Source organism: Mesorhizobium newzealandense, assembly GCF_042682145.1.
GTDB classification, from domain to species: Bacteria; Pseudomonadota; Alphaproteobacteria; order Rhizobiales; family Rhizobiaceae; genus Mesorhizobium; species Mesorhizobium newzealandense.
In genome coordinates this window covers 46703-61380 of the sequence record NZ_JBHUGZ010000030.1, presented here as the reverse complement: position 1 = coordinate 61380, position 14678 = coordinate 46703, and the positions used below count along the sequence as shown (strand labels likewise).

Sequence of the window (14678 nt, the reverse complement as noted above, 5' to 3'; positions counted from 1 at the left end):
CCGGTCTGCAGGCCTTTCTGACGATCGGAAATGGAACAATCCGCAAAAATTCGTCAATCATAAAAACATAGGGGAAAGGGTAGAAACCCATGAGCAAGAACTATCACATTCTCGACCTGATCCGGCGCAATCGTTCGCCGCTTGAAAATCACCTGATCGATGGCCTCGTCGACGGCAGGGTCAGCCGCCGCGACTTCATCCGTCACGGCAGCCTGCTCGGCCTGTCGCTGCCGCTGCTGGGCCGTATCGGCATGGCAGCCGGCCTTGGCGGCATGCCGTCGCTGGCTCGCGCCCAGGGCGCGCCCGGCGCCACCATACGTGTCGCCAGCAGCGTGCCGGCGGCGACGATCGACCCGGTCACCATCGCGGACGCCGGCGGCCTGCTGGTCATGCAGCAGGTTGCCGAGTTCCTCTGCATCGACGGCCCCGACCTCGTGCTGCAGCCGGCACTGGCCGAGAGCTGGAAGCCGAACGACACCGGCACGGTATGGACCTTCAAGCTGCGCAAGGGCGTGAAATTCCACAGCGGCGGCGAGATGAAAGCCGACGACGTCGTGGCCAGCATCGATCGCCTTGCCGATCCGGCAAACTCGTCCAACGCGCTGTCGGTGTTCTCCGGCATCCTGCAGAAGGGCGCCAGCAAGAAGGTCGACGACTACACGGTGGAATTCCACCTCGACGCCCCGAACGGCAACTTCCCCTACATGCTGTCGTCCGACAACTACAACGCCGTCATCATCCCGGCGAGCTACAAGGGCGACTACGAGAAGAGCTTCGACGGCACCGGGCCGTTCAAGATCGAGAAATACACGGCCAAGGTCGGCGCCTCCTTCGTCCGCAACGAAGACTATTGGGGACCGAAGGCGTTGCCCGAGCGCACCGAGTTCACCTTCTTCGCCGACACGCAGCCGCAGATCCTGGCACTGCAGGGCGGCCAGGTCGACATCATCAACCAGTTGCCCGTGCTGGCCGGCGTCGCACTGCTCAACGATCCGGGTATCGACATCATCAGCCTGAAGTCGGTCGCGCACCAGCAACTGCATCTGCGCTGCGATTCCGATCCGTTCAAGGACCCGCGCGTACGTCGCGCCATCGCCCTCAGCCTCGACCGCGACAAGCTTGTTGCCGGCCTGATGAAAGGCCGGGCTTCGCCCGGCAATGACAGCCCGTTCGCGCCGGCCTATCCCTCGACCGATGCGAGCGTGCCGCAGCGCAAGCAGGATATCGCGCAGGCCAAGCAGTTGATGGAAGCCGCGGGCGCCGGCAAGGGCTTCAAGGTGACGCTGACCACCGAGCGCTATCTGGAAATCCCCGAATACGCCCAGCTCATCCAGAACTGGGTCAAGGAGATCGGCATCGAACTGGAGCTCAACATCCTCGACCAGGGCGCCTATTACGGCGATGCGGTGTTCGGCAAGTCGAACTGGCTGGATTCGGTGATGGGCATCACCGACTACGGTCATCGTGGCGTGCCGAACGTGTTCCTGGCCGCGCCCTTGAAGAGCGACGGCACCTGGAACGCCGCGCACTTCAAGAACAAGGACTACGACACGCTGGCGACCAGCTACATCGCCGCGCTCGACCTCGAAGCGCAGAAGGCGGACGCCGGTAAGATCCAGAACCTGCTGCTCGAGGAAACGCCGGTCATCTTCGGCTATTTCTACGACTATCTGACAGCGACGGCGAAAGGCGTGGCCGGCGTGCAGCCGACCGCGATGTCGCAGCTGTTCCTCGACAAGGCATCGAAGGCCTGAACGGAAAGGGAAAGCCAATCCTGTAACAGCCAGCTCCCTCACGGGCGCTGGCTCCACAAGGAGTCTTAGCCATTCTCTCCTTCCTTGCCCGGCGTGTCTCGCTGTCGCTGGTGACGCTGTTCCTGCTCAGCATCATGGTGTTCCTGGGCGGCCAGGTGCTGCCCGGCAATGTCGGGCGCGCGATATTGGGCCCGTTCGCCGACCAGCGTGCCGTCGACGCTCTCAATCACACGCTCGGTGTCGATCGCCCGCTGCTGACGCAATACTGGGGCTGGATTTCGAACTTCGTCCAGGGCGACATGGGCACGTCCTACATCTTCCGCTCGCCGGTCGCGCCCTTCGTCGTCGATGCGCTCGGCAATTCGATGAAGCTGGCGGCGGTTGCCTTCGTGCTGGTGGTGCCGATCGGCATCCTTGGCGGGGTCGTTGCCGCACTCAATCTCAACCGGCCGCTCGACCGCATTATCAGCCTTGGCGGCCTGTCGGTGACGGTGCTGCCGGAATTCGTGACCGGCATCATCCTGATCCTGATTTTCGGCGTCTGGCTGCGCTGGCTGCCGATCTCAGCCGCATGGCCGCGCAATGCCGGCTTCTTCACCCAGCTCTATTATCTGATCCTGCCTGCGCTGCCGCTGTTCCTGGTGCTGTTCGGCTACATCGCCCGCATGGCGCGCTCCGGCATGATCGAGGCGCTCGATTCCGACTACACGCGAACAGCCGTGCTCAAGGGCCTGCCATGGCGCACGGTGATCTGGCGGCATGTGCTGCGCAACGCATTGTTGCCGACCATCACCGTCATCGCGACGCAGACCGGCTATCTCATCGGCGGCCTCGTCGTGATCGAAACGCTGTTCCGCTACCAGGGCATCGGCTCGCTGATCTTCACGGCGGCGCGCGGCAAGGATTTCCCGATGCTGGAATCGGGAATTCTCACCATCGGCATCGTCTACGCGGTGGCGACGCTTGCCGCCGACTTCCTCTATTCCGTGCTCAATCCGCGCATCCGGCTGGGGTCAGATCAATGAGCGCCGTCCAAACCACCTCCCCCACCCCCGACGACATGCGCCGGCGTGGGCCCTTGGCTGAGGCGCTGTTTTCGCTGCTGCGCTCCGGCACCTTCCTGACCGGTTTCGCCATCGTGCTGTTCTGGGTCGCTTGCGCGTTGTTCGGCGAGCATTTCGCACCCTATGACCCGCTTGCCGACGATATCCTCAACGCGCTGGCGCCGCCTTCGGCCGAACACTGGTTCGGCACCGACCAGATCGGCCGCGACGTCTTCTCGCGTGTCATCGTCGGCTCGCGCGACATCCTGACCGTCGCCCCGCTGGCGACCTTGCTGGCGACAGTGGCCGGCACGGCGCTCGGCCTCGTCACCGGCTATTTTCGCGGCCTCGTCGACGATGTCGTCAGCCGCATCCTCGAAGCCTTCATGGCGATCCCGGTGGTCATCGTCGCGCTGCTGGCCATCGTGGCGCTCGGCACCTCCAAGACGACGGTCATTGTCGTCATCGGTCTGAGCTTCGCGCCGATCATCGCGCGCACGGTGCGCTCCGCGGTGCTGGCCGAGCGCGAACTCGATTATGTCGCCGCAGCACAGCTCAGGCATGAAAGTGCGCTGCATACGATGTTCGTCGAGATCCTCCCGAACGTCATCCCGCCGATCCTGGTCGAGACGACCGTGCGGCTCGGCTATGCCATTTTCGCGGTCGCCACGCTCTCCTTCATGGGCTTCGGCATCCAGCCGCCCTCACCCGACTGGGGGCTCTCGATCTCCAACAATTACGGCATGATCGGCGGCGGCTTCTGGTGGACGGTGCTGTTCGATGCACTGGCCATCGCCTCGCTGGTGATTGGCGTCAATCTGGCGGCGGACGGCGTTCATGGAGCGCTCAATGACTAAGTCCGCCAAGGCAGAAAACGCCCTCGAACTGCACGATTTGTCGGTGGCCTACCGCGTTGCCGGCCGCAACCGCGCGGTGCTGCGCAACCTCAGCCTCAACATCGGCCAGGGCGAAGCCTACGGGCTGGTCGGCGAGTCCGGCTGCGGCAAATCCACAGTTGCGCTCACCGTCGTGCGCTATTTGCCAAGAAACGGCTCGATCACCGGTGGCGCGATCTCGCTCGACGGCCAGGACGTCATGAAGCTGGATGCCGAAGCGCTCAGGCGGGCGCGGGCCGAAAGCGTCTCCATGGTCTATCAGGATCCGGGCAAGGCGCTGAACCCGTCGATCCGCGTCGGCCGACAGCTGACCGAAATCTTCGAGCTTGGCGGCATTACGGGACAGGCGGCCACCGACAAGGCCATCGCCATGCTGAACCGGGTGCGCATCTCCGACCCGGTCAGCGTCATGCAGCGCTATCCGCACCAGCTTTCGGGTGGCATGCAGCAACGCGTGGCGATTGCCATGGCGCTGGCCAACGATCCGTCGATGCTGATCCTCGACGAGCCGACGACCGGCCTCGATGCGACGGTGGAGGCCGAGGTGCTCGACCTGATCGCGCAGCTCAGGCAGGAGCTGTCGGCCTCGATCCTGTTCATCAGCCACAACCTCGCGGTCGTCTCCAACATGTGCGACCGGGTCGGCGTGCTCTATGCCGGCATGCTGGTCGAGGAAGGCCCGACCGAGGACGTGTTCAACGATCCCCGTCATCCCTATACGGTGGCTCTGCTGCGCTGCCTGCCACGTGGCGGCCAGCGCAAGGACCAGGGTCGGCTCGACACCATTCCGGGCTTCCTGCCCGGCATTGGTGCTGACATCAAGGGATGCGCCTTCGCCGATCGCTGCGCGCTCGCCGACGACCGCTGCCGCAGCGAATTGCCGCCGCTTTATGATCTGGGCGGCCGGCTGTCGCGCTGTCACTATCACGAACAGGCGCAGGCGCTGCCGCGCGCGACGCCGAGCGATGTGGCGCCTGCGCCAAAGGCGGCAGCCGTGCCGGTGCTTCGGGTCGCCGGGCTGAACAAGACCTATGCCAGCCGTGGCCATGCGCTGCGCGCCGTCAAGGATGTGTCGCTCGATTTGCGGCCCGGCGAAACGCTCGGGCTGGTCGGCGAATCCGGCAGCGGCAAGACGACCTTCGCCAGGCTGCTGCTCGGCCTGGTGCCGCCCGATGCCGGCGGCACGATCGAACTCGAAGGCAAGGCGCTGGCGCCGCGGCTGGAAAACCGCAGTGACGACCAGATCAAGGCGATGCAGATCGTCTTCCAGAATCCGGACTCGGCGCTCAACCGCTCGCATTCGATCCGGCATCTGATCGGCCGCGCGCTGAAGCGGCTGGCAGGCTTGAGCGGCAAAGCACTGGATGCTCGCCTCAACGATCTTGTCCGCTCGGTCCGGCTCACCGACCGGCATCTCGCCGTCAAGCCGCGCCAGCTTTCGGGCGGCCTGAAGCAGCGCGTCGCCATCGCGCGCGCCTTCGCCGGCGACCCGCGCATCGTGGTGTGCGACGAGCCGACTTCGGCGCTCGACGTATCGGTGCAGGCGGCCATTCTCAACCTGCTCGCCGACCTGCAGTCGAAGGAAGACGTCAGCTACATCTTCATCTCGCATGATCTTGCCGTGGTGCGTTACCTCTCGGACAAGATCGCCGTGCTCTATCTCGGCCGGATCATGGAACTCGGACCTTCGGAAGACGTCTTTTCCGGTCCGCATCATCCCTATACCGAAGCGCTGCTGTCGGCGGTGCCCAAGCTCGACCAGACCGAGACGGCGCGCATTCGCCTCGACGGCGAAATCCCCAGCGCCACCAATCCGCCGTCGGGCTGCGTGTTCCACACACGCTGCCCGCGCAAGATCGGTCCGATCTGCGAGCAGCAGGAACCGCCGCTCAGCGAAGCGCAACCCGGCCACTCGATCCGCTGCCACATCCCCTACCCCGAACTTGCCCGGCTCCAGAAGGCGGCGATGATCGAGCCGGCATAGCGAGCATCACTCTTGGATGCTTCTGTGACCTGGCCCGTCACATCCGGCCGGTCATGCCCAGGGAACGGTCGCCTTCCGAAAAGCCCTGACCTTCCGCCCAGCCTCTGGCCAGCGTGCGAAGTCCGGTGAGCGCGACATCCAGGACATCGGAAGAGGCGGGATTCGAGGGATAGGCGAGATAGATCGGCCGCTGGAACACCGGCGCGTTGTCGATGCGCCGCATCTCGCCGCGCTCGATATAGGTGCTGACGGCGCTGAGCGGCAGATAGGCCGCCGCCTGCTGCGACAGCACATGCTGCAGCCCGATGAAGACCAGTCCGGCTGAGATGGCCGGCTTGACCATGCCGGCAAAGGCGCGGTCGTGCTCGATGCGGAACTCCAGTCCCCAATCCATCAGAATGTAGTTCTCGGTCCACGGCTTCGTCTGCGCCGCATGCTGGACAAGCACGATCTGATCGACCGCCAGCGTTTCGTAGACGATGCCGGGATGTGGCCGCGGCAGATAGAGGATGCAGATATCGAGCAGGCCTTCCGCCAGCTGGTCGATGGCCAGATCCGGGAAACTGCCCTCCAGCCGCAGCGCCACGTTCGGCCGCCTGGCGCGCATCCACTCGACCCAGGGCGAGGTGATGCGGTCCCACAGATAGGCGGGCGCGGTCAGCCGCAGCAAGGTCTCGTAGCCATCGGGAACGGCGATGTCCTGCCGCGATTGCTCCCAGGTGCGGGTGATGGAAGAGGCGTGCGGCAGGAACTGCCGGCCGGCCGGCGTCAGCGTCACGCCGTCGCGGTCGCGCACGAAAAGCCGGCGCCCCAGCTGCTCCGGCCCGCGGATGCGCGCGCTGACAGTGGACTGGGCGAGGTTCAGCCGGCTGGCCGCGACGGTGAAGCTGCCATGGGTGGCAACTTCGAGAAAACTGCGCAAATTTTCAGTGTCCATGCCTCACCCAAGCATCGAAAATTTCGATGGCCCCTATCAAAAAATATCGCTTTCCGGCGGCAGTCAACAATGAACTAGATGGCAAAACCCAAGACAAGCGAGGAATGCAGCCATGCCAAAGCATTTCAGGATGATCGACGCTGCTCGCAGAAATCTCACAGCAATCGAAAACTCCGCTGTCGACGAGTTGCTCGCCGGCAGGATGGGCCGGCGCGATTTCCTGCGCCATGGAAGCGTGCTTGGCCTCTCGCTGCCATTCCTGGGCAGCCTTGTCGCTGCTGCCGGCCTCGGCACGCAGCAGGCCCGCGCCGAGGGCAAGCCGGGCGGCACGGTGCGCGCCGGCGTCGCCACGCCGGGCGGCGCCATCGATCCCGTCACCTACTATGACAGCGGCAGCTACCAGCTGGTTTTCCAGACCGCCGAGTTTCTCTGCATCACCCAGGCGGACCTCACCTTGAAGCCGGTGCTGGCGGAAAGCTGGGCGCCGAACGAGGACGGCAGTGTGTGGACCTTCAAGCTGCGCAAGGGCGTGAAATTCCACAATGGCGAGGACTTCAAGGCCGACGACGTCGTCGCGACCTTCGACCGGCTGGCCGATCCCAGCGGCGCCTCGAACGCGCTGTCGGTGTTCAAGGGCCTGCTGTCGAAGGGCGGCACAAGGAAGGTCGACGATCATACCGTCGCCTTCCATCTCGATGCGCCGAACGGCAGCTTTCCCTATTCGGTGTCGATCGACAATTACAACGCCGTCATCCTGCCGGCGAGCTACAAGGGCGACTACGAAAAGACCTTCGAGGGCACCGGGCCGTTCCGGCTGGAGACCTACACGCCGAAGGTCGGCGCGACCTTCGTGCGCAACCCCGACTATTGGGGTGAGAAGGCGTTGCCCGACCGGCTCGAATTCAAGTTCTACGGCGACGTGCAGCCGCGCATCCTGGCGCTTCAGGCCGGCGAGGTCGACATCCTCGACGCCGTTCCGCTCGACGTCAGCCAGGTCGTGCTCAACAGCCCCGACATCACCGTGTTGCGGGTCGCCTCGACGGCGCACCGCCAGTTGCACATGCGCTGCGACACCGGCCCGTTCACCGACAAGCGCGTGCGCCAGGCGCTCGCTTTGTGCATCGATCGCTCGAAGCTGGTCGATGGCCTGTGCCGCGGCATGGCGGCGACCGGCAATGACAGCCCGTTCGCACCGGCTTTTCCCGCGACCGACAAGACGGTGCCGCAGCGCGTCCAGGATATCGCCAAGGCGAAGCAACTGCTCGAAGCAGCCGGCGCGGCCAGCGGCTTCGACATCACGCTGACGACGCTGCGCTACTCCGACATCCCCGGCTACGCGCAGCTGTTCCAGAACTTCGCCAAGGAAATCGGCGCCCGCATCGCGCTCAACATCGAGGACCAGGACAAATATTATGGCAAGGCGGTGTTCGGCCAGTCGGACTGGCTGGACAGCCCACTCGGCATCACCGACTACGCGCATCGCAGCGTGCCGAACGTCTTCCTCAAAAGTCCGCTGGTCAGCGACGGGCCCTGGAACGCGGCGCATTTCAAAAACCCGGCCTATGACGGCATGGTCACCAGCTACCTGAAGGCGCTCGACGTCGGCGCGCAGCGCAGTGCCGCCTCCGACATCCAGAAGCTGCTGCTCGACGAGACGCCGGTGATTTTCAGCTATTTCCCGGATCTGCTGGTGCCGGTGCGCAAGAATGTCAGCGGCTTGCCGCCGATCGCCGCCGGGCTGCTGCTCGATCGCGTGTCATTGAGTTAATCGTGCGCCAGCGCACGATCACAAAAGAAAAGAACCGGGAGAGTACCATTCGCAAGCGCCATCTGCGCGGCCGCGGGCCGCATTTTCCGCTGCTCGACAGCATCACCCAATATGAGTTCGAGCCGGGCTATGTCGCCTTCACCATGCCGACGCAGAAACGGCTGCGGGTGCAGGTTGGGTCGATGACGGTCGCCGACACGGTCAATGCGCTGGTGCTCTACGAGTCCGACCATCTGCCGGTCTACTATTTCCCGATGAGCGACGTGCGCGAGGAATTCCTGCTGCCGAGCACGATGACGACCGAGAGCCCGTTCAAGGGCGTGGCGACCCACTATTCGCTCAACACCGGCGTGACCCTGGTCGAGGACGCAGCCTGGCGCTACGCCGATCCGGTGAAAGGCTGTCCGCCGCTCGCCGACCATATGTCGTTCTACTGGAGCAAGATGGGCCACTGGTTCGAGGAGGACGAGGAAATCTTCGTCCACGCCCGCGATCCGTTCCGCCGCGTCGACTGCCTGCCGTCCTCGCGGCGCGTGCAGGTCATTCTCGACGGCGAACAGGTCGCCGATTCACGCCGTGGCGTGTTCCTGTTCGAGACCGGCCATCCGGTGCGCCACTATCTGCCGATCTCCGATACGCGGCTCGATATGTTCGCGCCCAGCCGCTACATCTCGCGTTGCCCCTACAAGGGCATCTCCAGCTACTATCACGTGACGACGAAGGCCAAGCGCCACGAAAACCTCGTCTGGTACTATCCCGAGCCGGTGCACGAGGCGGAGCGCATCAAGGGGCTGGTCTGCTTCCATCACGAGCTGGTCGACAAGATCCTGGTCGACGGCGTCGAAATCCCCAAGGAAGCCACGGCCGCGTCGGACGGTTATTTCTGAGCAAACAACGCACCTTGCGTGCAGGGCGCTTGATCGAAGCACGGCTCAGCGCATACCCTCCGTGAGACAGGGAGGGCCATCGATGGATCTTTTCAAGCTGGACGGCGATGTCGCGCTGGTCACCGGTGCTGGCAGCGGCATCGGCCAGGCGATCGCGATCGGACTGGCCGAGGCGGGCGCCGATGTCGCCTGTTTCGGCCATGCCTCGAAGGGTGGCCTGGACGACACTGCTCACCGGATCACGGCACTCGGGCGCAAGGCGCTGGTGCTGACCGGCACGGTGACGTCGCCCAGCGATCTCGCGGCGGCGATCGATCGTGTCGAGAGCGAACTCGGTGCGCTGACTATCGCCGTCAACAATGCCGGCATTGCCGGTTCGGAACCGGCCGAGACGCTGTCGCTGGAGACATGGCAGAAGGTGCACCAGGTCAATGTCGCCGGCGTGTTCCTGTCCTGTCAGGCCGAAGCCCACAAGATGCTGACGCGACGCAGAGGCTCGATCATCAACATCGCCTCGATGTCGGGCACCATCGTCAACCGGGGGCTGACGCAGGCGCATTACAACTCCTCGAAAGCCGCCGTCATTCATATGTCGAAGAGCCTCGCCATGGAGTGGGCCGATCGCGGGCTGCGCGTCAATGTCGTCAGCCCAGGCTACACGCTGACGCCGATGAACAAGCGGCCGGAGGTGGCGGAAGAAATCAAGATCTTCAAGCGCGATACGCCGATGGAGCGCATGGCGGCGCCGGAGGAAATGGTCGGGCCGACAGTGTTCCTGGCCAGCCGTGCATCGAGCTTCGTCACCGGCCTCGACCTGATTGTCGATGGCGGCTACGTCTGCTGGTAGGACGGAAGATCCCGCGGCCCGGGGTCGGCTTCGCCTGCAGTCTGAATTTATGCATCCCGCAGGCGTTAGTCGTTGCGCGGGATGAACCTTGGTATATATAATTTCATCCTATGAAACGGTCTTGGCGAGATGGGGCTTGCCGGGCCGACAGCCGAGATCATGGGACCTTGATGGCTCGCACCTTGCAGGGCGCCGCAAGACTGGCAATTGATCCGCGGATGATCGCTCCCGCAGCGATCCGTCGCAAGCCATGACTCTGACACTCCAGTCCCATTCGACCATCACCAGAATTGAGCACCATCTTGCCTGCCTTGGCCAAAGCCAGGGCGACAATCTGGCGCCGACGGCCTTGCGCAACGACCAGTCTTTCCAACACAATCAAGAAAAGCCGCAAGAAGGGAACCAACGATAATTTTCACAGCTTGAAGGAGAACAAGCATGTCATTTCGCAGCCAGATCTCGAAACTGTCGATGGGCGCCGTTGCGCTTGCGACGCTAAGCCTGCTGACACCTTCCGCCCAAGCCGCAGCACCCGAATCCAACGACCCTATCAAGATCGCGCTGTTCGACTGGACCAGCGTCAACCTGAACGCCAAGATCCTCGGCGGCATCCTGGAAAAGCTCGGCTATACCGTCGAATATCCGACCGCCGACTACCTCTCCAGCCTGACCACGGGTCTCACCAATGGCGACCTCGATGTCGGCCTGGAGTTCTGGGACACGACCGCGGGAGAAGCCATGAAAGCCTCCGATGCGACCGGCCAGACCGAACGGCTCGGCAAGCTCGGACCCAAGGCCAAGGAAGAGTGGTGGTTTCCCGAATACATGAAGGAAAAATGCCCGGGCCTGCCCAATTGGGAAGCGCTGAAGGACCCGAAATGCGCCGAAGCATTTTCAACAGCGGAGACCGCGCCGAAGGGGCGCTATCTCGGCGGCCCAGTGACGTGGGAAGGCTTTGACGACGAGCGTGTCGAGGCACTGAAACTGCCCTTCACCGTCATCCATGCCGGCACCGACGCGGCGATGTTCGCCGAGCTGGAATCGGCCTATCAGCGCAAGGCGCCGATCATGCTGTGGATCTATTCGCCGCACTGGGCGCCGGCCAAATACAAGGGCGAATGGGTGCAATTCCCCGAATATACGCCCGAGTGCTACAACGACCCGAAATGGGGCGTGAACCCCGACGCCAAATATGATTGCGGCAAGCCGCATGGCGAGATCTGGAAATACTCCTGGTCCGGCATGAAGGACAAATGGCCGGTCGCCTACAAGGTGGCGAAGGCCTACACGATCGACACCGACGAGCTCAACAAGATGAGCGGCGAGATCGACCTCGGCGGCAAGACGCCGGAAGATGTCGCCGCCGCCTGGATCGCAGCGCACGAAGCAGACTGGAAAGCCTGGGCGCAGTGATCGTTCCGACTGGAAAAATGAGGCCCGGCTGTTGATCAACCGGGCCTCAAGTGTTGATGTTCCAGAAGGACGATTGGATGACGGATAGGACTGAACAGGTGCCGACACCGGCGGGCAAGGATGCCCGTCCGATAAAGCTTGCCTGCCGCAACGTCTGGAAATTGTTCGGATCGAACGCGGCGAATTTCATCCGCGAACGCGACGGCAAGGCCAGCATGGCCGACGTCACTGCTGCCGGACTGGTCGGGGCCGTGCGCGCCGTCGACCTCGAGATCCGCCAGGGCGAAATTTTCATCATCATGGGCCTGTCGGGTTCCGGCAAGTCGACGCTGGTGCGCTGCATGTCGAGGCTGGTCGAGCCGACTCACGGCAAGGTCGAGTTCGAAGGCAAGGATCTGCTCAAGATTTCCGACGCAGCACTGATCGAGCTGCGGCGGCACCGCATGGGCATGGTCTTCCAGAATTTCGCACTCTTGCCGCATCTCAACGTGCTGGAAAACATCGCCTTCCCGCTCAGCATCCAGGGGCAGGACCGGGCGACACGTGAAGCACGGGCGCATGAGGTCATCGACCTTGTCGGATTGCGCGGCCGCGAGCATTTCTATCCGCGCGAGCTTTCCGGCGGCCAGCAGCAGCGTGTCGGCATCGCCCGCAGCCTGGCGACAAAGCCGGAAATCTGGTTTCTCGACGAACCGTTCTCGGCCCTCGATCCATTGATCCGCCGCGAGATGCAGGATGAGCTGATGCGGCTGCAGACCATGCTGCACAAGACCATCGTCTTCATCACCCATGATTTCGACGAAGCCATCCGGCTGGCCGACCGCATCGCCATTATGAAGGACGGCGAGGTCATCCAGATCGGCACGCCGGAGGAACTGGTGGTCAACCCGGCGACCGACTATGTCGCCGAGTTCACCCGCGACGTCGACCGCGCCAAGGTGATCTCGGCGCGCAGCCTGATGCGCGCTTGCGACGGCACCGAGCATGGCGGCAGGGTCTCGCCGGAGGCCAAGATCGCAAGCTTTTCGGCCAGCATCGTCTCCGCCAACAAGCCGTTCGCGGTGGTCAACGGCTCCGGCAAGCCGATCGGCGAAGTAACGCCGCAAGCGGTGATCGATCTGTTGGCCGGCATCGATCGTTCGAGGATCGGCGCATGACGGTGACGGCTGGCGCCAGCGAGGCAAGGGCGCGTCCGGTCCAGATCTGGCTGATCGTCTGGGCCTCGGCGCTTGCCGCCGTGCTTGTCGTGTTCCTGCTGCAGGACAGCCTGCCCTGGGCCGTCAACTATCCGGCCAGCGCGATCGTGCCGGTCGCCGACTGGGTCAGCGCATTGATGCGCTGGATCAAGTCGAACCTGTCGTGGCTGACACGCTCGATCACCGCGGTGCTCGGCGTGCCACTCGACTTCGCGCTCAATCTGCTGGCCAAGAATTTCAAGATCGGCCATGGCGCCGACGCCTATGTCTTGCCACGCCTGTCCTGGGTCGGCGTCTGCGCCGCTGCCTTCCTTGCCGGGCATGCCGTCAGCGGCCGGAAGCTCGGCATGCTGGTCGGCGGCTGTTTCCTCTACATCGCACTGTTCGACCAATGGACCAGCGCCATGCTGACACTGGCGCTGATCTCCATCGCCGTGCCATTCTGCATCGTCACCGGCCTGTTCGCGGGCATCTGGGCTTGGCGCAAGCCGTGGGCGGAAAGGCTCATCGTCTCCCCCGCGCTTGACCTGATGCAGACGATCCCGACCTTCGCCTATCTCATCCCGATGCTGCTCCTGTTCGGCAACAGCCCGGTTTCGGCGATGATCGCGACCGCCATCTTCGCCACGCCGCCGATGGTGCGGGCGACGATGCTGGGCCTGTCGCGGGTGCCTTCCGAGATCGACGATTTCAGCGAAATGGCCGGCTGCACGGCGCGGCAGAAACTGTGGCGGGTGCTTTTGCCCTCGGCGCGGCCGACGCTGATGGTCGGCGTCAACCAGGTGATCATGCTGGCGCTGAACATGGTCATCATCGCTTCGATGATCGGCGCCGGCGGCCTCGGCTACGACGTGCTTTTGGCGCTGCGCGCGCTGAAGGTCGGCGAAGCGATGGAAGCCGGTCTCGCCATCGTCGCGCTGGCCATCGCACTCGACCGGCTGAGCCAGGCCATCGCGCGCAAACAGGCAAAGGGCCACGTCCATCGAGAGGTGAGCCCGAGCTTCTGGCGGCGCTACCCCCATCTGACGCTGGCCATCGCCATCCTTGCCGTCACCACGCTGCTCGGCCTGTTCGTGCCGGCCTTCGCGGCGGTGCCGAAAGCGATCACCTTCACCACCGCGCCGCTGTGGAAGGCGGCCGTGAACTGGGTGACAATCAACTTCTTCGACACAATCGAGGCGTTTCGCGTGGCGCTGATCCTCAATGTGCTCAACCCGCTGCGCGCCTTCTGCGAGGGCTTTCCGTGGCTGGGCGCGGTGTTCCTGCTCGGCCTTGCCGGCTATCAGCTTTCCGGCCTGCGGCTTGCAGTTCTCGTCGCCGCGCTGACCGCCTTCTGCGCCGTCACCGGCCTGTGGGAAAAGACCATGGCGACGGTCTATCTCTGCGGCATCTCGGCCTTCATCGCGTGCCTGATCGGCATTCCGATTGGCCTGATGGCCTCGCGCAGCGACCGTTTCGAGAAGATCGTCACGCCGGTCATCGACACGCTGCAGGTGCTGCCGTCCTTCTGCTTCATCATCCCGGTGGTGATGCTGTTCCGGGTTGGCGACGTCACCGCAATGATCGCCACCGTCGCCTTCGCCGTGGTGCCGGCGATCCGCTACACCAATCATGGCATCAGGCAGGTGCCGCCGGCGCTGATCGAGGCTGCGAAAGTTTCGGGCTGCACGCCGCGCCAGACCTTCTTTCGCGTGCAATTGCCGCTGGCGCTTCCCGAAATCATGCTTGGCGTCAACCAGACGATCCTGATGGCGCTGGCGATGATCATCATCTGCGCCATGGTCGGCACGCGCGACCTCGGCCAGGAGGTGTTCATCGCGCTGTCCAAGGCCGATTCCGGCCGCGGCATCGTCGCGGGCCTCGCCATCGCCTTCATCGGCATCGTCGCCGACCGGCTGTTCAGCGCCTGGACGGCGAAGGCACGGGCGAGGCTGGGGTAGAATGAGGCGCGAC

11 protein-coding genes are annotated in these 14678 nt (G+C 63.9%); 10 read left to right on the top strand and 1 reads right to left on the bottom strand.

The genetic code is table 11. The features are described from left to right. Positions 1-89: 89 nt before the first annotated feature. From ACFSOZ_RS34345 to ACFSOZ_RS34330, 4 genes are all read left to right on the top strand, one after another. On the top strand, positions 90-1754 hold the full coding sequence (locus tag ACFSOZ_RS34345) for an ABC transporter substrate-binding protein (protein ID WP_379105563.1): 1665 nt from the start codon (positions 90-92) through the stop codon (positions 1752-1754). A gap of 71 nt (positions 1755-1825) precedes the next feature. Continuing rightward, positions 1826-2779: an ABC transporter permease gene (locus ACFSOZ_RS34340; protein WP_379106609.1), complete on the top strand. Its 954-nt coding sequence runs from the start codon at positions 1826-1828 to the stop codon at positions 2777-2779. Further along, complete coding sequence (locus ACFSOZ_RS34335) at positions 2776-3654, top strand: ABC transporter permease (RefSeq protein ID WP_378923250.1); 879 nt, start codon at positions 2776-2778, stop codon at positions 3652-3654. Before ACFSOZ_RS34340 ends, ACFSOZ_RS34335 begins: the two co-directional genes overlap by 4 nt. After that, the gene (locus tag ACFSOZ_RS34330; protein WP_379105561.1) at positions 3647-5677 is read left to right on the top strand and encodes a dipeptide ABC transporter ATP-binding protein; all 2031 of its coding nucleotides are present in this window, start codon (positions 3647-3649) and stop codon (positions 5675-5677) included. The genes ACFSOZ_RS34335 and ACFSOZ_RS34330 overlap by 8 nt, the downstream gene beginning before the upstream one ends. Before the next feature lie 37 nt (positions 5678-5714). Here ACFSOZ_RS34330 and ACFSOZ_RS34325 read toward each other — a convergent pair whose 3' ends face one another. Next, positions 5715-6614: a LysR family transcriptional regulator gene (locus ACFSOZ_RS34325; RefSeq protein ID WP_379105559.1), complete on the bottom strand. Its 900-nt coding sequence runs from the start codon at positions 6612-6614 to the stop codon at positions 5715-5717. Positions 6615-6726: 112 nt separating this feature from the next. Here ACFSOZ_RS34325 and ACFSOZ_RS34320 point away from each other — a divergent pair, with 112 nt between their 5' ends. The 6 genes from ACFSOZ_RS34320 to ACFSOZ_RS34295 all read left to right on the top strand — a co-directional run bounded on the left by ACFSOZ_RS34320 (position 6727) and on the right by ACFSOZ_RS34295 (position 14665). After that, entirely contained in the window at positions 6727-8382 is a 1656-nt protein-coding gene (locus ACFSOZ_RS34320) for an ABC transporter substrate-binding protein (protein WP_379105557.1), read from the top strand. 89 nt (positions 8383-8471) lie between these two features. Next, the gene (locus ACFSOZ_RS34315; protein WP_379106607.1) at positions 8472-9269 is read left to right on the top strand and encodes a DUF427 domain-containing protein; all 798 of its coding nucleotides are present in this window, start codon (positions 8472-8474) and stop codon (positions 9267-9269) included. A gap of 82 nt (positions 9270-9351) precedes the next feature. Continuing rightward, positions 9352-10116 carry an SDR family oxidoreductase gene (locus ACFSOZ_RS34310; protein WP_379105556.1) on the top strand — a complete coding sequence of 255 codons (765 nt, stop codon included), beginning with the start codon at positions 9352-9354 and terminating at the stop codon, positions 10114-10116. A gap of 438 nt (positions 10117-10554) precedes the next feature. After that, the gene (locus tag ACFSOZ_RS34305; RefSeq protein WP_379105554.1) at positions 10555-11529 is read left to right on the top strand and encodes an ABC transporter substrate-binding protein; all 975 of its coding nucleotides are present in this window, start codon (positions 10555-10557) and stop codon (positions 11527-11529) included. A 77-nt stretch (positions 11530-11606) separates the two neighbouring features. Beyond that, positions 11607-12686, top strand: a complete 1080-nt coding sequence (locus ACFSOZ_RS34300; protein WP_379105552.1) for a quaternary amine ABC transporter ATP-binding protein — start codon at positions 11607-11609, stop codon at positions 12684-12686. Next, positions 12683-14665, top strand: coding sequence for an ABC transporter permease (locus ACFSOZ_RS34295; protein WP_379105550.1), 1983 nt, complete (start codon positions 12683-12685; stop codon positions 14663-14665). The genes ACFSOZ_RS34300 and ACFSOZ_RS34295 overlap by 4 nt, the downstream gene beginning before the upstream one ends. Positions 14666-14678 lie beyond the last annotated feature (13 nt).

Excerpts from the sequence above, each read along its gene's own strand:
- ACFSOZ_RS34325 (WP_379105559.1), bottom strand. The coding sequence starts at position 6,614 with ATGGACACTGAAAATTTGCGCAGTTTTCTCGAAGTTGCCACCCATGGC.
- ACFSOZ_RS34320 (WP_379105557.1), top strand. The coding sequence starts at position 6,727 with ATGCCAAAGCATTTCAGGATGATCGACGCTGCTCGCAGAAATCTCACA.
- ACFSOZ_RS34310 (WP_379105556.1), top strand. The coding sequence starts at position 9,352 with ATGGATCTTTTCAAGCTGGACGGCGATGTCGCGCTGGTCACCGGTGCT.
- ACFSOZ_RS34295 (WP_379105550.1), top strand. The coding sequence starts at position 12,683 with ATGACGGTGACGGCTGGCGCCAGCGAGGCAAGGGCGCGTCCGGTCCAG.
- ACFSOZ_RS34335 (WP_378923250.1), top strand. The coding sequence starts at position 2,776 with ATGAGCGCCGTCCAAACCACCTCCCCCACCCCCGACGACATGCGCCGG.
- ACFSOZ_RS34330 (WP_379105561.1), top strand. The coding sequence starts at position 3,647 with ATGACTAAGTCCGCCAAGGCAGAAAACGCCCTCGAACTGCACGATTTG.
- ACFSOZ_RS34305 (WP_379105554.1), top strand. The coding sequence starts at position 10,555 with ATGTCATTTCGCAGCCAGATCTCGAAACTGTCGATGGGCGCCGTTGCG.
- ACFSOZ_RS34300 (WP_379105552.1), top strand. The coding sequence starts at position 11,607 with ATGACGGATAGGACTGAACAGGTGCCGACACCGGCGGGCAAGGATGCC.
- ACFSOZ_RS34345 (WP_379105563.1), top strand. The coding sequence starts at position 90 with ATGAGCAAGAACTATCACATTCTCGACCTGATCCGGCGCAATCGTTCG.